General features: G+C 61.0%; 18 protein-coding genes. 7 read left to right on the top strand and 11 right to left on the bottom strand.

All coding sequences use genetic code 11. The annotated features are described in order from the left end of the window. Nucleotides 1-3: 3 nt before the first annotated feature. On the bottom strand, nt 4-462 hold the full coding sequence (nrdR, locus tag HMPREF3101_RS01275) for a transcriptional regulator NrdR (RefSeq protein WP_052203978.1): 459 nt from the start codon (nt 460-462) through the stop codon (nt 4-6). A gap of 48 nt (nt 463-510) precedes the next feature. Continuing rightward, nucleotides 511-828, bottom strand: a complete 318-nt coding sequence (locus HMPREF3101_RS01270) for a hypothetical protein (protein WP_070462125.1) — start codon at nt 826-828, stop codon at nt 511-513. A 281-nt stretch (nt 829-1,109) separates the two neighbouring features. On the opposite strand from HMPREF3101_RS01270, the gene lexA reads away from it, so the two are divergent. Both lexA and HMPREF3101_RS01260 read left to right on the top strand, forming a co-directional pair. Further along, nucleotides 1,110-1,766 carry a transcriptional repressor LexA gene (gene lexA, locus HMPREF3101_RS01265; protein ID WP_083280036.1) on the top strand — a complete coding sequence of 219 codons (657 nt, stop codon included), beginning with the start codon at nt 1,110-1,112 and terminating at the stop codon, nt 1,764-1,766. A 58-nt stretch (nt 1,767-1,824) separates the two neighbouring features. Continuing rightward, the gene (locus tag HMPREF3101_RS01260; protein WP_070462123.1) at nt 1,825-2,094 is read left to right on the top strand and encodes an HPr family phosphocarrier protein; all 270 of its coding nucleotides are present in this window, start codon (nt 1,825-1,827) and stop codon (nt 2,092-2,094) included. A 22-nt stretch (nt 2,095-2,116) separates the two neighbouring features. On the opposite strand, the gene HMPREF3101_RS01255 is transcribed toward HMPREF3101_RS01260, so the two are convergent. The 6 genes from HMPREF3101_RS01255 to HMPREF3101_RS01230 form a co-directional block, all read right to left on the bottom strand. Further along, entirely contained in the window at nt 2,117-3,478 is a 1,362-nt protein-coding gene (locus HMPREF3101_RS01255; RefSeq protein ID WP_246816596.1) for a uracil-xanthine permease family protein, read from the bottom strand. Between the two features lie 15 nt (nt 3,479-3,493). Then, complete coding sequence (locus HMPREF3101_RS01250) at nt 3,494-4,411, bottom strand: dihydrodipicolinate synthase family protein (protein ID WP_070462122.1); 918 nt, start codon at nt 4,409-4,411, stop codon at nt 3,494-3,496. A gap of 15 nt (nt 4,412-4,426) precedes the next feature. Beyond that, nucleotides 4,427-5,269, bottom strand: coding sequence for an ABC transporter ATP-binding protein (locus tag HMPREF3101_RS01245; RefSeq protein ID WP_210386145.1), 843 nt, complete (start codon nt 5,267-5,269; stop codon nt 4,427-4,429). Beyond that, the gene (locus tag HMPREF3101_RS01240) at nt 5,266-7,383 is read right to left on the bottom strand and encodes a dipeptide/oligopeptide/nickel ABC transporter permease/ATP-binding protein (RefSeq protein WP_070462121.1); all 2,118 of its coding nucleotides are present in this window, start codon (nt 7,381-7,383) and stop codon (nt 5,266-5,268) included. Before HMPREF3101_RS01240 ends, HMPREF3101_RS01245 begins: the two co-directional genes overlap by 4 nt. A 6-nt stretch (nt 7,384-7,389) precedes the next feature. Then, nucleotides 7,390-8,337, bottom strand: coding sequence for an ABC transporter permease (locus HMPREF3101_RS01235; RefSeq protein ID WP_070462120.1), 948 nt, complete (start codon nt 8,335-8,337; stop codon nt 7,390-7,392). Nucleotides 8,338-8,456: 119 nt separating this feature from the next. Then, entirely contained in the window at nt 8,457-10,031 is a 1,575-nt protein-coding gene (locus tag HMPREF3101_RS01230; protein ID WP_070462119.1) for an ABC transporter substrate-binding protein, read from the bottom strand. Between the two features lie 187 nt (nt 10,032-10,218). Here HMPREF3101_RS01230 and HMPREF3101_RS01225 point away from each other — a divergent pair, with 187 nt between their 5' ends. Further along, complete coding sequence (locus tag HMPREF3101_RS01225; RefSeq protein ID WP_168160139.1) at nt 10,219-10,908, top strand: FadR/GntR family transcriptional regulator; 690 nt, start codon at nt 10,219-10,221, stop codon at nt 10,906-10,908. A gap of 4 nt (nt 10,909-10,912) precedes the next feature. On the opposite strand, the gene HMPREF3101_RS01220 is transcribed toward HMPREF3101_RS01225, so the two are convergent. Both HMPREF3101_RS01220 and HMPREF3101_RS01215 read right to left on the bottom strand, forming a co-directional pair. Beyond that, nucleotides 10,913-11,635, bottom strand: a complete 723-nt coding sequence (locus HMPREF3101_RS01220; RefSeq protein ID WP_070462117.1) for a putative N-acetylmannosamine-6-phosphate 2-epimerase — start codon at nt 11,633-11,635, stop codon at nt 10,913-10,915. Between the two features lie 23 nt (nt 11,636-11,658). Then, on the bottom strand, nt 11,659-12,636 hold the full coding sequence (locus tag HMPREF3101_RS01215; protein ID WP_070462116.1) for an ROK family protein: 978 nt from the start codon (nt 12,634-12,636) through the stop codon (nt 11,659-11,661). 115 nt (nt 12,637-12,751) lie between these two features. Between HMPREF3101_RS01215 and HMPREF3101_RS01210 the strand changes: the two genes are divergently transcribed. After that, a complete protein-coding gene (locus tag HMPREF3101_RS01210; RefSeq protein ID WP_246816594.1) occupies nt 12,752-13,939 on the top strand; it encodes an N-acetylglucosamine-6-phosphate deacetylase in 1,188 nt (395 codons plus the stop codon). Nucleotides 13,940-13,961: 22 nt separating this feature from the next. Then, nucleotides 13,962-14,690 (top strand): glucosamine-6-phosphate deaminase, encoded by a 729-nt coding sequence (gene nagB / locus HMPREF3101_RS01205; RefSeq protein ID WP_070462114.1) that lies wholly within the window; start codon nt 13,962-13,964, stop codon nt 14,688-14,690. Here the strand turns inward: nagB and hflX are convergent. Beyond that, nucleotides 14,687-16,192 (bottom strand): GTPase HflX, encoded by a 1,506-nt coding sequence (hflX, locus tag HMPREF3101_RS01200; RefSeq protein ID WP_070462113.1) that lies wholly within the window; start codon nt 16,190-16,192, stop codon nt 14,687-14,689. The genes nagB and hflX overlap by 4 nt on opposite strands. 73 nt (nt 16,193-16,265) lie before the next feature. On the opposite strand from hflX, the gene HMPREF3101_RS01195 reads away from it, so the two are divergent. Then, complete coding sequence (locus HMPREF3101_RS01195; RefSeq protein ID WP_070462112.1) at nt 16,266-17,012, top strand: hypothetical protein; 747 nt, start codon at nt 16,266-16,268, stop codon at nt 17,010-17,012. Nucleotides 17,013-17,027: 15 nt separating this feature from the next. Next, entirely contained in the window at nt 17,028-17,543 is a 516-nt protein-coding gene (locus HMPREF3101_RS01190) for a hypothetical protein (protein WP_070462111.1), read from the top strand. The last annotated feature ends 3 nt before the right edge of the window (nt 17,544-17,546 follow it).

The raw sequence follows: 17,546 nt of genomic DNA, 5'->3' as shown, positions 1-17,546 counted from the left end.
GCGCTAGAAGTCTTCGCGGTCTCGGCGGCGCATGAGTCGGATCTCTGACTCAAAGTCGTCCGCACTCTCGAAAGACTTGTATACGGAGGCGAAGCGCAGGTAGGCAACCTCGTCTAAAGCCCGCAAGGGCTCGAGCACGGCCAAACCGATTTGGTTTGCTGGCACCTGCGAACTGCCTTGAGCTCGCACGGTTTCTTCTACCTGCTGGGCCAGCCGCTTAAGCGCGTCGTCTGACACGTCGCGGCCCTGGCAGGCGCGCCGCACGCCAACAATGAGTTTGTCGCGGTCAAACGGTTCGCTTACTCCGTTTCGCTTCACCACCATCAATACGGCTTTTTCAACTGTGGTGAAACGCCCCCCGCATTCCGTGCACTCACGGCGTCTGCGAATGGCTGCACCAGCCTCTACCGTGCGGGAGTCCGTGACACGAGAGTGCGCGTTGTGGCAAAAAGGGCAAAACACAAGACCTAAGCCTAGCCCGGCCCCACAATGCCGTACAACGAATTGTGTCTAACGCGCGACAACGTGTGAATACTGCGCTATCTCGCCCGCTGTTGGCTCATCGCCCCCACCGAACGCTCCGCCGAACAGTGAACCGATCAAAAGCGCAGTGGCCATCACCACACCAACAAAGAGACTTTCGCTGTGTTCGCGCCTAGGTTCGAACCCATCTGCACTCGTATCTCGCACTGACCGTGTAGGAGAATTTCCTGCACGCAGTTGACGGACGGTGCCAGCAGAAACACGGCGGTCTTCTGCAGGCGAAAGATCCCAGACCTCAGAAGCTACAGAGGCACGTGGGTAAGAATTGCGAATAATCGTGGTCATGATGTTGTCTCCTTTTGATACTGTTTGGCCTCATCCTAGGAACGTGAACCACACACCTAAACCATCTGCGCCCATACGTTCGAACGAGTACATGTTCGATTTATAGCAGGCGATCGAACGCGTGTCCAGAATTTAGCCAAAAATATCGAACAAACTTGCCTCACGTGGTAGTTTCACAACTAGGACCGCATCTAGGACCTTGGCAATAGAGCTATACGGACTGACAAGCACGTAAGGAGCACAACGTGGCACGAAAGAAGACAGACCCAAACAGCCTGGACATGAGCACACTGAGCGACCGCCAGCGTCGAATCCTGCAAGTCATCCAGGATGCGGTGGTACTTCGCGGGTACCCGCCAAGCATCCGAGAGATCGGTGATGCTGCAGGGCTGCAATCCACTTCTTCTGTGGCGTACCAGCTGAAAGAACTAGAGAAGAAGGGCTTCCTTCGGCGCGATCCCAACAAGCCCCGCGCAGTAGATTTGCGCCACCTGCCAGGCGCTCCAACTGCCCGTAAGAAAGCCGCAGGTCCGGCTGCCCACAACGCCCCGGAAGACGCATCCAACGCGCGCTTTATCCCTGTTGTCGGCCAGATCGCTGCAGGCGCCCCGATCCTGGCTGAGGAGAATGTAGAGACCTACTACCCTCTCCCGGAGGAGCTGCTCGGCGATGGCGAGCTGTTTATGCTCAAGGTTGTCGGTGATTCCATGGTGGACGCCGCAATCTTGGATGGGGACTGGCTTGTTGTTCGCTCACAGCCGGTTGCTGAAGAAGGCCAGATCGTTGCCGCGCTTATTGACGGTGAGGCGACCGCCAAGGTGTTCCACAAAGACGCTTCGGGGGTGTGGCTCATGCCGCGCAACGACGCGTTCGCCCCCATCAAGGGCGATGACGCGGAGATCATGGGCCTTGTCGTTTCCGTGTTCCGTGCACTTTAGATTGCCGGATGACTCTAGTATTGAGTCACCATTAAACCGCTGAAAGGACTTTGACCGCATGGCTTCTAAAACCGTGAAAGTGGGCTCTACCGTGGGCCTGCACGCCCGCCCCGCCACCGTCATCGCTGATGCCGCCAGTGAGTATGACGACGACATTATTCTCACCCTGATTGGGGGCGATGACGACGATGTGACCGACGCTGCGTCTTCACTGATGATCATGGCAATGGGCGCGGAATACGGTGATGAAGTTACGGTTACGTCCAACAACGCAGCAGCGGTTGACGCGATTGCCGCGCTGATTGCTCAGAACTTGGACGAAGCCTAGGCACTTCGCTGATTCTTCGCTCCTACCCGAATGTGTGGGGGTCGGCCACGTTGGCTGGCTCCCGCTTTTTCGTTGGGAAGCCTAAGCGGTAACGCCCCTCGCCCACCGTGTTGTAACACCACCGCATGAGTGGATACACGATAATGACGCCGACGGAGCCGAGCGCGATGCCCTCCAACGCCACCGGCCCCGCCTGCAGCGTGAGGTTGCCAATGCCCACAATCAGCGCCACCGCCGCGGCGGTGAGGTTTACCGGGTCGGTAAAGTCCACCCTGTTGTCCTGCCAGATACGGATGCCCAGCATGCCAATCAGGCCGTAGAGCACCAGGCACGCGCCGCCGAGCACACCGACCGGGATGGTGAAGATGACAGCACCGAATCTCGGAATGAACGCGAGCACAATGGCAAAGCAGGCCGCCACCCAATACGCCGCCGTGGAGTAGACCTTTGTCGCCGCCATCACGCCGATGTTCTCGGCGTAGGTCGTGGTGCCGGACCCGCCGAAGGTGCCGGCGAGGGTGGTGGCGATGCCGTCGCCAATCAACGCCCTGCCCTGCATCGGATCAAGGTCCCTGCCCGTCATCTCGGAAACCGCCTTGACGTGGCCGACGTTTTCCGCGATCAGCACCACTAGCACGGGCAGCGTGACCAGGATGGCCGAGAGGTGGAACTCTGGGGTATGGAACTGCGGCAGGCCGACCCACGGTGCCGCCGAGATAGTGTCCAACGCGTCTTCTGCCAGTCCCCCGGTCAGCGCGGCAAAGACCCAACCCACAACCACGCCAATGAGGATGGAGAGGCGCGCCGCCATGCCGCGCGTAGCCACTGTGACAAGCACGATGGTCAGCAGCGTGATGCCGGCGACACCAGGCTGGGCTTCAACATTTGCGACGGCAGTGGGGGCCAGATTCAGCCCGATGAGCGCAACAATGGCGCCGGTGACAACGGGAGGCATGACCGCGTCGATAACGCGCTTGCCCGCCGCTTGAACAATGAAGCCGACAACAATCAGCGCCAAGCCAGTGAACAGTACACCACCGAGCTGCGCGGCCACACCATACTGCTGTGACGCGGTCAGCGGCGCAATGAACGCAAACGAAGAACCCAGGTAGCTTGGCAGCTTGTTCTTCGTCAGCATGAGGAAGATGAGCGTGCCCAGACCCGAGAACAGCAGCGTGGTGTTCACCGGGAAGCCTGTGAGGGTGGGCACGAGCAACGTGGCGCCGAACATGGCCACCACGTGCTGCATGCCGATGCCGATGGTGCGCGGCCAGCTCAGCCGCTCATCTGGTGCGACGACAGCACCGGGGAGCACCCGTTTGCCGTCGCCGTGAAGTTTCCAACCGAAGCCACTGTCCGTGGTCCTTGTACTCGCGTTATCCACGCAGAGCATTATGCCCTAGAGCAAACCGGCTCCTGACAGAACACCCCGGATGAGCTCGACCTCTTCCACCGTCATCTGTGGCACGGGAGTGGGCATCCTGTCAGACTCGAATACGCCCAGGAGCTTCAAAGCGACCTTGAAACTGCCCACACCCGCACCGAAGCCAGAAACAGACTTCGCCTGGTGGGCAATCAGCATAAGCTTGGCAAGGCGATTTTGCTCCTCCGCCACTGCGTCCCAGTCGCCCTTCTGGTAGGCCTCCCACTGGCGTATGTAGCCTGCAGGGTCCACGTTGGCCAGACCGGGTACGCTACCGTGCGCACCGGACAGATACGCGCCGTCGACCACGACTTCGTGGCCGGTAAAAAGCTTCAGCGGACTGCCCTCCTCACGGTTTTGGATGGCTAAGAGACGAAACGCGACGTCGTCACCCGAGGAGTCCTTCACACCCGCAAGCACACCTTCGTTGCCCAGCTTGATCAGCATCTGGTTGGACAGTTTGGAGTGAACACACACCGGGATGTCGTAGGCGAACACCGGCAGCTCGGTGGCGTGGTGAATGAGCCGGAAGTGGTTTTCTACCTGCGCGGCACCGCCAAGCGCGTAAAAGGGCGCGGTGGCAACGACCGCGTCGGCGCCGTAACGCTGCGCCTGCTGCACCATCTCGATCACGCGGGCGGTCTGCATATCGATGCAGCCCACCATCACCGGCGTCCGGCCGGCGACCGTGTCGCGCGTAGCCGCAAGGATGGCCTCACGCTCCTCGAAGGTGCAAAATGCCCCTTCGCCAGAGGAGCCGAGCACGAACAAGCCGTGCACTCCTGCGGCGATCAGGCGCTCCAGGTTGCGAGAGTAGGAGGCGAGGTCAAGACTGCCGTCGTCGTGGCGGGCGAGCACGACCGGAGGAATAACGCCTTCAAAATTGATTGCCATGGTGCTTCTTTCTGTTTAGAGCGAGGGATGGAGCAGCGAAGGCGCAGCCCCGAGGAGAGATCTTGTGTAGTCGTTCGCAGGATTGTGGAAAACCTGCTCCACACTGCCCTCTTCAACGATCTGGCCTTTAAGCATGACGCAGATACGGTCGGAGATGTAGCGCACAGTCTGGATGTCGTGGCTGATGAACACCATGGACAGTCCGAGCGAGGCTTTCAGGTCTGTGAGCAGGTTGAGAATCTGGGCACGCACCGACACGTCAAGAGCTGACGTCGGCTCATCTGCAATGATCGCATCCGGTTCCAGTGCCAGCGCGCGGGCGATGGCCACACGTTGGCGCTGACCGCCGGAAAGCTGACCGGGAAGCGCCTCGAGTGCCGAGGACGGCAGCCCCACAAGACTGATAAGTTCGCGCACTCTGGACTCTCGGTCCGCCGCGCTACCCACGTTGTGTACCTTCAACGGGTCCAGCAACTGGTCTTTTACCGTCATGCGCGCGTTCAGGGCCGTAGCCGGGTCCTGGAACACCACAGACACCACACGGCCCATCTTCCTGCGATCGGCGGCGGTGCGCTTGGTAAAGTCCTCGCCTTTGAACAGCACCCTGCCTTCCGTCGGACGCTGCAGACCGCACATGACGTTTGCGGTAGTGGACTTTCCGCAGCCAGACTCACCCACGATGCCGATGGTTTCGCCCGGCATGAGTTTCAGGGAGACTCCATTGACGGCGTGGACCCAGTTCGGTTTGAAAATGGGGCCGGTGCGGGATTTGAACCGCACGTGGATGTCATCAAGTTCAATGATCGGGGTCGCGGTTGTTGTCGTGATGCTTGTTGTGGTTGTTACTGCCTCAGTCACAACTCGCCTCCTTCGGGGTTGATGGTGACGCGGTGGGAGCCGTCGGCGCCTGGCTCATTCAGTGCGGCGAACTCAGCGTCGGTACGCAGGCCCTCCGGCAGTTGGCCGTGTTTTTCCAGATCTGCGGCGTGCTTGAGTTCGTCCGGCAGGTCGGCGTAGAGATGGAAGGTGCCTTCCACGTTGCGCATGACGGTCGGAGTGTCCAAGCCCACTGAAGGGTGGGAAGAACGCGGGGCGAAGCGGTCTCCTGCGGGAAATTCCGCCGGCGAGGGCACGGAACCCGGCACCTGATGCAGTCGGCCTTCGCCCGCCTCAATAGACAGCACCGCGCCCAGCAGGCCGCGGGTGTACTCGTGTCGGGGATCAGTGAGGATCTCAGTGGTGCTGCCCTGCTCCACCACCTGGCCCGCATACATCACGGTGATCGAATGGGCGACCTCCGCAACAAGAGCAAGGTCGTGCGAGACGAAAACCATGGCGAAGCCCAGCTTCTCCTGCAGACTGTTGATCAGCTCGATGACCTGCTTCTGCACGGTCACATCGAGGGCGGTGGTCGGTTCGTCCGCAATGATCAGCTTCGGGTCTCTAGTCAGCGCCATGGCAATGAGCACGCGTTGGCGCTGACCACCGGAAAGCTCGTGCGGGTAAGACTCCAGCGTGCGCTTCGGATCCAGGCCCACCAGCTCAAGCAACTCTTCGGCAGAGCGGGTGCCGCCGCGCTTGGTCAGCTGTTTGAGCTGGGAACGGATCAACATCGATGGGTTCAGAGCCGACAGCGCATCCTGGTACACCATGGCGATTTCATTGCCCAGCAGTGCACGGCGCTCCTCCGGCGTTTTCTTCAATAGGTCTTCGCCCTGGTAGAAGATCTCACCGCTGATCTTCGCAGCCGGATCCAACAATCCCATGATGGCCAGCGAAGAGATGGATTTGCCACAGCCGGATTCGCCGACCAAGCCCATGGTCTCGCCTGCGGACACACCGTAGCTGACGTGGTCGACCACGTTGACATCGCCGTGGCGCGGGAAGGAGATGCACAGGTCGCGCACCTCCAGCAGCGGCGTGGTGCCAGGTGCTGGGTGGTAGCGGTCGGTTCGCTGGTTTTCCACGTTCTCCAACGCGTCGAGACGGACGCGTAAAGATTCGTGCTGCGCTTCGTACGCGCGCACCGGGTCGGTGAGCAGGCGGTCCGCTTCGCGGTTGGCGGCCACATCGTCATCGTTGACTTGGGGGCCGCGCGGGGCGGCCACCATGGCGTCGGTGATGCCCTCGGACAAGATGTTCAAACACAGCACTGTGATCATGATCATCAGACCCGGGAAGAGGGCCTGCCACCACTGACCGCGAAGCACGCCCTGCTGCGCAGATGACAAAATGTTGCCCCACGTCGGGATCGGTTCCTGCAGTCCGGCACCGATGAAGGTCAGCGACGCTTCCAAGATAATGGCGTCCGCCACCAGCACGGTCGCGAAGACCAGCACGGGGGCGGCACAGTTGCGTGCGACGTGGCGGATCAGGATCCACGGGGAGCGAGCACCGGAGACCACGACGGCATTGACGTAGTCCTCGCCGTACTCCGACAAAACGTTCGCTCGCACGATACGGGTGATCTGCGGAATGTACACGAACGCGATGGACATAATGATCACGCCGAGCATGTACAGCGGCCGCTGTGGGTCGCGAAACACCACGACCGTGACGGCAACCAGCGCGATGCCCGGCACGGACATGATGATGTCCATGATGCGCATGATGATCTCGGAGACCCAACGGTTGGCAACAGCAGCGATGGAGCCGAAGATGGCTCCGATCACCAGCGCCACCAAAGTGGCCAACAGGCCAACGGTTAGGGAGTAGCGCCCGCCGTAAAGCACGCGGGAAAAAACGTCGCGGCCGAGGTTGTCGGTACCGAACCAGTAGGTGCCGTTCGGAGCTTGGGCTTTCAGGTCAATGGCGGTCGGGTCGTGCGGAGCCAAAAGCGGCGCGAAGATCGCGGCTAGCGCGATAAGCGCGAGCACGACAAGCGAAATCTTGGAGCCAGTGCGCATACGCGACCAGCCGCCGAGCCGCTTTCGTCCGGGCTGAGAAAGTTTGGTACTTAGTTCGTTGCGCATCTTCGCTTACACCGCCCTGATTCTCGGGTTGATCGCAATGTAGAGCAGATCAACGATGATGTTGATGATGATGAAGGCCACAGCCACGGTCAGGGTTGCGCCCTGGACTACCTGGACCCAGTTCATAGAGATGCCGTCGATAAGCACGCGGCCCATGCCCGGCAAGGAGAAGATGATCTCGATGACCACCGCACCACCCATCAAGTAGCCCACACGCAATCCCAGGACAGTGACCGGGGTGATCAGCGCGTTGCGCAGCACATTGCGAGACACCACGATGGATTTAGGAATGCCGGCGCCGAGCGCAGTACGCACGTAATCGCGGTCGAGTTCCTCCACCATGGAGGTGCGGATGACGCGGGTAAGCTGGCCCACCACAGGCGTGGCCAGCGCCACCGCGGGCAAGAACATGCGCTGAAGCCACCCGCCGAAATCAGCAGTGATCGATGGCAGCGGACCCGCCACGGGCAACTTGCCAATGAAGGCAAGCACCAGCAAAATCGCCAACCAAAACGACGGCATTGCGATGCAGATCACGGAAAACACGCGGATGACTTGGTCTACCCAGGTGTCGCGGTAGAGTGCCGCCAATATCCCCAGAGGCAAGGCGACAAGCACGGCGATAATCAGGCCGAGGAAGGTCAGCTGCAGGGTGACAGGCAGTGCACTGAACACCTTCTCCGAAACGGAGGCGTTGTTTTGGCCATAAGTGCCAAGGTCCCCCTGGATCATGCCCGCCAGGTAGTTGCCGAACTGGACGTACCAGGGATCATTCAGCCCGTGGGTTTCGCGATACGCTTCAAGCTGCGCAGGTGTGGCGGAGTCACCCAGCGCGGAATACGCAGGGTCGATCGGGGAAAGTTTCATCAGGGCAAAGACGAGGAAGGTCACGCCGATGACCATGATCGGCAGAGCTACAAGCCGTCGTCCTATCAGCCGTAGGAGGTTATTCATGGAAGCTCCAGGTCAGTGGTTTGAAGCAAGCTGTTGATAAAAGGACAAGGGGTGCGGCCCCTACCCGGTAGGCAGGTGGTCCGCACCCCTTTTAAATCCATGTCCGCAAAACTCGCGTCTTAGCGGTTGGAGCGGGCGGTGACTGCCCACAGTCCGGTGGTGCCGATCGGCTTGAAGTCAGCCACGGTGCTTGGGTTGTAGCCCGTCAGCATCGTGCGGTGGAACAGCGGGTAGAGCGGAACCTCCTCAGAGATGAGGTCGAACGCCTCGTTCCACTTCTCCTGCTGGGCCGCGCCCTCGGCTGCTGCACCCTCATTGATAATGTCCTGCAGCTTCTGCCAGGTAGCCTGGTCAGACTGCTGCCAGAAGGTACGCTTCGTGGTCCAAACGTTATCGCCGTACCACCAATTCATCAGCAACGCCGGGTCGTTGCCGAAAACAGAGGGGTCGCCCGGTGCCAGTGCCACGTCGAAGGTTGGGGTGTCCACGTCCAGGTTATTGGCGTACAGGGAGGCGGAAGCCTCGGACTGCAGGGAGACCTTAATACCAACGGCCTGCAGGTCATTTTGCACCTGCGGCGCAAGCTCCGAGATCCACGGGTGATCCGTTGTCAGAAGCGTAATGTTCAGGTCGGTTACACCAGCCTCTTCAAGCAGGGACTTCGCCTTCTCCGGGTCGTAGGTGAAGACGTTCTTCGCCTGGTTGTAAGCAGGGTTAGATTCCGGCAGGAAGGAAGTTGCCGGGGTGGCCTTGCCGTCCATGTTGTTCTGGATCAGCATGTCGGTGTTCACAGCGTAGAGGAACGCCTGGCGCACCCGCGGATCATTAAACGGTTCCTTCGTGGTGTTAAACAGCATGAACGGGAGGTTGAATCCGTCGACTTCCGCCACGGTCATGCCTGCGCTTTCCAGCATCGGTGCTGACGCCGCTGGTACGGCCTCCATCACGTCGATGGTGCCGGAGGTAGCTGCGGTGGTACGGGCGGTGTCGTCCTTGATCACGTCCCAGACGATCTTGTCTGCACCCGCCGGGTTCGGGCCGGTGTAGTGTTCGTTCGGCACAGCCTCAAGCTTGGAGTCGGTGATGGACACGTACTTGTACGGGCCGGAGCCAATAGGCATGGCGGTCAGCTCGTCGTCCGTAGCGGACTCCGGAACAATCTTGGCCACCACGAGACGGTTGGTGGCAATGGAAAACGGCTGGTTCAGGGTGAACTTGACGGTGTCCTCATCGACTGCATCGACAGAGTCGATGAAGCTCAGCATAGAAGTGTACAAGTTGCCTTCCGCCATGGAGCGATCGAAGGAGGAGATCACGTCCTGGGAGGTGACGGGAGTGCCGTCGGAAAACTTCGCGTCTTCGCGTAGGTCGACCTCGAACTCGGTGTCAGAGGACCAGTTCGGCTCACCGGCGGCGAGCGCCGGGTAGACCGTGTAGTCGTCCATATTGAACTCGTAGAGACCTTCAACCACGTGCCAGTTCGTCCCCAGGGCGAGCGCCGAGGAGGTCTGGGAGGGGTGATAGTTCGTGGTTTCGTAGGCCACACCAAGGTGGATTTCACCGTTGCCGGCCGGGACGGCTTCTGCCGCCTCGCCGGAGGGTTGGTTACCGGCAGAGTCGGAGCCGGAGCATGCCGTGAGCACGAGGGAAAGTGCCGCGATACCTGCGACAATGCCGCGCTTTTTGAAAATCATGCGGAACCTCTCTTTTGTAGTTGGTGAACTGAGGGGCTGTCACACGTCACATTTCTGTGGGTGTGTGATCACTCTTAAGTTTAGAGGTATGATGTCATACACTGTCACCGTTTTTCAAATAAATTTTTTACGCACCCCGTAAGATTGCCAACATTCATATGGAAACAGCTCGGGAAAAGGAGTGACCGTGGCAAAGCGCGGCACCGCAGCCAAATTGGCTCAGCAAGGCGTCTTGGATTACATCCGGCAACACCGGCTAGCGCCAGGCGACTCGCTGCCCAGCGAGGCTGCGCTGTGCACCGAGCTCGGCCTCTCACGCACGTCAGTGCGCGAGGCGATGCAGACGCTCAGCTCCCTCGACATCGTCGAGGTGCGGCACGGGCACGGCACGTATGTATCCAATATGAGTATGGCGCCGCTGATTCAGGGCATGACACTTCGCATTCTTCTTGACGCGGATCGTTCCCTTGCAACCCTGGGCAACGTGGTCGACTTACGCAGCGCGATCGACCACTCGCTTGGCGATGAGCTGGTGCGCATTTGGTCGGGCAACGACCCGCAGCCACTGATGTCCATCGTGGAGAAGATAGAGGCAGAGCACGCCGCCGGCCGCTCATTTACCGCATTCGACCGGAAGTTTCACCAAACGCTACTCGCCGAAATCTCAAACCCACTACTCCTCGAGCTTTCTGATGCGCTGTGGGAAATCCACATGGCCACATTGCCGCAGCTGAAGGTGCCGGTGTCGGAGGATATAGACCTCACCGTGCAGGTGCATAGGGAGATTGCGCAGATGCTTCTCGACGGTGACGTGGAGGGCTACCACGCAAGCGTCGACAAGCATTATGCTCCGCTGCGCCGCACCATCGAAGCCTGATCAGCTAACGCAACAGCGAGCCAAACTGCGCCGTAATGAAACCGGGGTCCGTGATTGCGGTGCCCGCGATGACGGCATTGGCCCCGGCAAGCATCCCGTGGGCCACGTCCGCAGGCGTGTAGAAGCGCCCCTCGCTGATAATGAAGGCCGCATCGCCGCAGCGCTCACGGCCCTCGCGCAGGCAGTCGAAATCCGGGCCTGCGGTCTTCTCGCGGTGCTCCGTATACCCGGCGAGCGTGGTGGAAATGATGTCCGCGCCAGCCTCGTAAGCGGCCTCCATCTCCTCCGGCGTGGCGCAATCCGCCATGATGACCACGCCTGCGTCATGCGCGACCTGCACCAAATCGGCGAACGTGGAGCCGTCCGGACGTGGGCGCAGGGTGGCATCTGCGCACACAACAGCCGCGCCTGCCTGCGCCACCGCCGCTACCGACGCCTTCGTGGGGGTGATGTAGACGCCGGTGGCACCCTCCTTGGTCAAGCCGAACACTGGCACGTCAACGGCGTTCGAGATGGAGCCAATGTCCTCCAATCCGCCGTAACCGCCACAGCGAATCGCCGGGCTGCCGCCATCTACGCACGCGCGGGCCACGTGGGTGAGCGTGTGCGTGTCGCGCATCGCGTGCCCCTCGGGCGCCTGCACGGAAACGATGAGCTTGCCGCGGATCGCGTCGTGGATCTCGCGGGCGCGCCCCTCGACGGTTGTTGCGGTGAAGGTGTAAGGCATGGCTTGCTCCTTTGCGTTTGCAGTTAAGTGGCGGGGAACTGGGCACGAGCGTAGGCTGCCGCAGCAACTAATGGGGCGTTGCCGCTGAGCGTGCTGGTGCGCACCGGGATGCTCCGGTTCGGCGTAAGTGCGGCGTCACGCAGCGCTCGGATAAACGGCGCGATGATGGGTTCCCCGATGCCGCAGACTCCCCCACCCAGCACAACGGCAGAAAGGTCAAGGGCACTAACCAGGCCCCCGACAGCACGACCGAACCCGGCAAGGTTGCCATCAATCACTTTGTGTGCCAACGCCTCGCCTGCGTGGTAGCGCTCCATCACTTCACGGAGCGTGACCTGGCCGTCGGATTCCGCAGCCCACACGATGCGTTCTGTGTGCTCCCCCGCCGCCAACGCCCGGTAGTAGGCGGCGAGTGCAGGACCAGACACGACGTTTTCGGCGCGGTCTGCCAGGCCGCGGCAATCTTCCACCAGAAGTTCTGAAAACTCGCCAGCCGAGCCAGTAGGGCCTCCGAGCAGTTCGCCGCAGTCGACCATCGCACCACCCAAACCTGTGCCCAAGGAAAGATAGAGCACCCGGCCGTGGATATCTTTACCCGCCCCGAAGTGGTCTTCGCCCCAGGCCCACACGCGCACGTCGTTGTGCACGGCAACCGGGGTGCGCTGCAACCCAGGCACAGCGTTGATCAAGGCGGTGACGTTCGTGCCTGTCCAGCCGGGGATCGTCAGGCCTGCATGCACCACCACGCCGTCATCCGGGCGCATAATTCCGGGCGCGCCTGCGCCCACCCGCACGATCTCTAATCCCGCGGCGGCGGCTTCCTCTTGGGCAGCTTGAACTGCGAGCGCGATCTGTGTGCCGATCCGGCCGCTGTGCGCGAGCGTTGGGACTCGGCCCTCGCCGACGACTGTTCCCGGACATGTATCCGAAGCCGTGTCGGCGACCAAGCCGAATGCGATCTTGGTGCCGCCAATGTCTAGTGCCAAAGTCGCCGCGCTCATACCGGTGATCGTACATCATACGAACGGCGCAATTTGGGTGAAAAGTACGGTACCGTGCTATCTCAAGAGCCCGTGCAGGGCGACCTTGAACAACCCGAGCGAACGGAGGACCATTGTGACCGAGAATGCGCCCGATACTGCGCCCGATACTGCGGGCAGTATGGCAGTCGGCGTACAACGCGTCCAAGGCCGAATCCTGACCCCGCGAGGAGACCTCGGCTACGGCGAGATCACCTTCGGCGAGCGCATCGAGACCGTCGCAGCCGACGGCGCAGGTGGTACACCAGCAGGTACCGCCTTACATGACACCCTGACATGGGTGCCCGGTTTCATTGATTTGCACAACCACGGCGGTGCCCTCGGCGCGTTCCCCAGCGGTAGCGTTAAGGAGTGCCGCAAGGCCGCACAGTACCACCGCAGCCAGGGCACCACGACACTGCTAGCAAGCACCGTTTCCGCTAATCGTGAGGAGCTGTGCACGCAAGTTGAGCGCCTGGCCACCCTCGTAGCGGATGGTGTGATCCGGGGCATCCACTTGGAAGGCCCGTTCGTCTCTCCCGCCAAGCCGGGTGCGCAGGACCCTTCGCGCATCGTTTCAGGGAACCCGGACATGTTTGAAGCGGTCATAGACGCTTCCGGCGGCACGGTCCGCGCCATTACCTTCGCGCCCGAGACAGAAAACGTCGATGGACTTTTAGAGCTGTGCAAGCGCCACGACATCATCGCTAGCCTGGGCCACACGGACGCGAACTACGCTACAACGGCGGGCGTGATTGCAAAGGCAAACGCACTCGGTGTGACGGTGACGGCGACGCACCTGTTTAACGCTATGCCGCCGCTGCACCACCGTAAGCCGGGCCCAGTCGGTGCGTTTCTGGCAGCCGCGCGACACGGGAATGCCTACGTGGAGCTGATCGCAGACGGCGTGCATTTAGACGACGCTGTGGTCGATAGCGTCTATGGCACCGGCGCTTTCGCTGTCAGCGACGCGATGGAGGCCGCTGGCATGTGCGACGGCTGCTACCGTCTCGGCCAGTTGGATGTCACGGTCACTGACCGCGTCGCGCGCATTGCCAACGGCGCGATTGCGGGCGGCACCTCCACGATCGCGGAGCAGTTCGCCCGCTTCATCAGCCGCCACGAAGCTGCCCAGGCCGTGCGTTTTACGTCCACTACCGCCGCTGAGGTATTGGGAGATACGACGCTGGGTGATATCGCACCCGGTGCCCGGGCCGACCTTGTCGGCCTCGACGCTGATTTCCGCCCCGTTGTCGTCTACAGCGGCGGAAGCCGGATCGCCTAATCTCAGGTTGTATTCTCAAGACATGCACATCATCATCCGCAGCACCCCGGAGGAGGTCGGCCGCGCCGCCGCCGACATCATCGAGCCGTTTGTCCGCAACGGCGGTGTCCTCGGCCTGGCCACCGGCTCCACCCCCCCCCCCACCTACCAGGAACTGATCCGCCGCCACGCCGAGGAGGGCTTAAGCTTCACACATTCCCAGGCTTTTCTTCTCGACGAATACTTGGGGCTGCCCAAAAGCCACAACGAGTCCTACTACGCCACCATCCGCCGCGAGCTGACGGGCCATGTGGACATCCCAGACGAGAAGGTGCGTTCCCTAGACGGCACTGCAGCTGACGCGGCAGCGGCCGCACGCGACTACGAGCAGGCCATCAACGACGCAGGCGGCGTAGACATCCAGATCTTAGGCATCGGCGCCAACGGCCACATCGCGTTCAACGAGCCGGGCAGTGCGCATGACTCGCGCACCCGCGTGATCAACCTGCACGAGCAGACCATCGCTGACAACGCCCGCTTCTTCGACAGTGAAGATGAGGTGCCGCGTCAGGCGCTTACCCAGGGCATCGGCACCATCATGGAGGCCAAGAACCTCATCTTGATCGCAACCGGTGCAAACAAAGCCGACGCGGTGAAAGCTCTCATAGAGGGCCCGGTTAGCGAAGACTCCCCTGCCAGCGCCATCCAAAACCACCCGAACGTCACGGTGATCCTGGATAAGGCGGCGGCGAGCAAGCTTAAGCAGAACTAGATAACGAACTCGCGGTGCTGTTCGACGAGGACGCGGGGCAACCGGACGTCGATAAGCGTGCCTTGCTCCTGATACTCCTCTGAACGCACCGTGCCGTGCTCATGCAGCAGTGAGACCACATCGCCGCGGGTAAACGGCACCAGCATGGTCACGTGCTCGTCGAGAGTGTTGAGGAACATCTCGATTTTTGATTCCAGCTCCGCGATCCCCTCGCCGGTAAGCGCGGAGACAAACACCACGTCACGCCCCGCATGGTCGAACGCGTGGCGTAGCTCTGCAAGTACAACAGGGTCCGCCTCGTCGATCTTGTTCACCACAACCAGTTCCGGCGGCAAGGTCTCGCCACTTTCGCGGGTGATCTCCGAAAGCACGTCATTGACCGCCTCGATCTGCTTCAGCGGGAACGGGTCGGAACCGTCCACCACGTGCAACACAAGGTCAGCCCCAGAGACCTCTTCAAGTGTGGACTTGAACGCCTCCACCAGCTGTGTGGGCAGGTGGCGGACAAATCCGACGGTGTCGGTGAGTACCACCGTGCGGCCATCTGCAAGCTGGGCTTTGCGTGTGGACGGGTCGAGAGTGGCAAACAGCGCGTCCTCAACAAGTACGCCAGCGTTAGTCATTGCGTTGATCAGCGAAGACTTACCAGCATTGGTGTAGCCCGCAATCGCAATCTTTGGTGTGGTTGAGCGCGCACGCTGTGCACGCTTGACCTCACGGGCCGTGGCCATGTCACGTAGCTGGTGGCGCAGCTTCGCCATCTCAGTGCGCAGGCGGCGACGATCCGCCTCAATACGCGTCTCACCAGGACCGCGCAGACCTACACCACCATTGGATCCGGCGCGACCACCTGCCTGACGCGAAAGGTTGCCACCCCAACCACGTGTCCGGGTGTAAAGGTATTCCATCTGCGCAAGGCTGACCTGCGCTTTACCTTCCTTGCTCTTGGCGTGTTGGGCGAAAATATCCAGGATGAGCATGGTGCGGTCAATCACCTTGACCTTGAGCGCTTCCTCCAGCGCCACCATCTGTCCCGGGGAGAGCTCACCATCAAAGATGACGGTATCCGCGCCGGTTGACTGCACGATTTGCGCAAGTTCTTTGACCTTGCCGGAGCCGATATAGGTGCCTGGGTCAGGCTTGTCGCGCTTCTGATAGAGAATGTCGAGCACCTCGGCACCTGCGGTATCTGTCAGCGCCGCAAGCTCCATCATGCTGGCTTCCATCTCGGCGGTATTACCTTCAGTCCACGCGCCGACCAGAATCACCTGTTCAAGGCGAAGTTTGCGGTATTCAACCTCATAGATGTCTTCATGGTCTTCGGAACGGATGTTGGTGTCGCGCGTGAGACGTCGCAGCGCATTGCGATCCTCCAGGTCCAGCGCACCAACAGTGGGGTCATCCGCGCCCACACCAGTCTGCGGGGAGTTGTGGCGAAATGCACGGGCTAAAAGCTCGTCATGCTCATCCTGCTCATCGTACCCATTGTCAAACTCAGTCATTGTCATACATCCTAACCAACACACACGCCTCCGCCTTTCTTCCCTTAGGCTGCGGCGAGTAGGCTGAGTGCCTATGAATACAACGACGGATCTGGCCGCAATCGGTCTGAGTTTCCCCCGCTGGCAGGATGCAGTCGAGGCAGCTATCGCCTCTGGGTCCCTTGCGGTGACAGGTGAGGTCCGAGATGGCCAGCTCATCCAGTACTCGGATGCGTCCGGCGCGCAGCTAAATATCCTGGCTGTTGAGCCTTTTGCTACTTTCGCTGGTTTTGATGGTGTGACCCGTACGTATACGCATATCACCCCGCTTGATGATGTTGTGGCGCTGGCTGACATCGTCGACCCCCATGGAAATTCCATGGCCCAGGTGACTATTAATTTGGCTCAGGAGCCTCTGCTTGTGGACGAGGCGCCGTTGACCTGGCAGGAGACCTCCCTGACCGCGCTGATGCTTGAGCACACCCGCCACGCATCCATGGACGCATACTTTGAGGCCAACCCGGGCAAGGTTGTTGGCGAGGTTGTCTCCCCTGGTGCGGAGGCCGTGGCCAGTGGCGCACCGATGTCTCCGGATGCTCGTGCGGAGTTCACCGCGCGTGTGTTGAGTGCGGAGTACCGCACCTCTCAGCTGACTGGCCAGCGCTTCATCCATGTGTCCGTGGACGCGGCGTTCCCGTTTGATGTGTGCCTGCCTGACGGTGAGCTTCCGGAGCGCAACAGCGTGATTGCCGGCACTGCGGTGATGGTTGGCTCTATCCCGACCCCGCAGGGCGGGGACTGCGGTGGGTGTGGTGGTTCCTGCGGCTGTGGAGGCCACTAGCAGGGGACGCGGTAGATGAGTAAGCCGGACAGGGATTTCTCCATCGCCATCATCGGCACGTTGGTGCTGGTGGCTGTGGTGATGCTTGTGGTGCTCTTGCGGCTACCCGGGCTAGTTCTTTCCGCCTTGCTTGTAGCCATTGTCGGTTTGATCGGACGGAGGTACCAGCCACATCCGGAGGTTGAGGCGATGCGCGCGAGCTTGGGGTATGCGCGCGATGATATTTGCGAGATCCTGGATGCGTACAACCAGCTGCTCAACGGGGCTTCTGCCGCCGATGTTGCAGACCGCACGCTCCACTTCCCCGCACTGGCGAACCCGGACAATTCGGTATCCGAAATCAACGAATTCTTATTGCGCGCGTCTTCTGCGCGCCGGTTCCTTTCGCGTATCGACGCCTACCTGGAAGACCCCACCGTCGACCGCGCGCAGCTCGAGCGCCTGTTGACCATTGCGGATCAACGCGCCGCCGAGCTTGAGATCGCCTGGGACGACGCACGCCGCGCAGCCCGGGAAATCGGTCCGAGCTAACGC

Source organism: Corynebacterium sp. HMSC29G08 (genome assembly GCF_001806875.1).
In the GTDB taxonomy this organism is placed as follows: Bacteria; Actinomycetota; Actinomycetes; order Mycobacteriales; family Mycobacteriaceae; genus Corynebacterium.
Note: the sequence above shows the minus strand (reverse complement) of the source record. Positions and strands in the feature narration are given on the sequence as shown.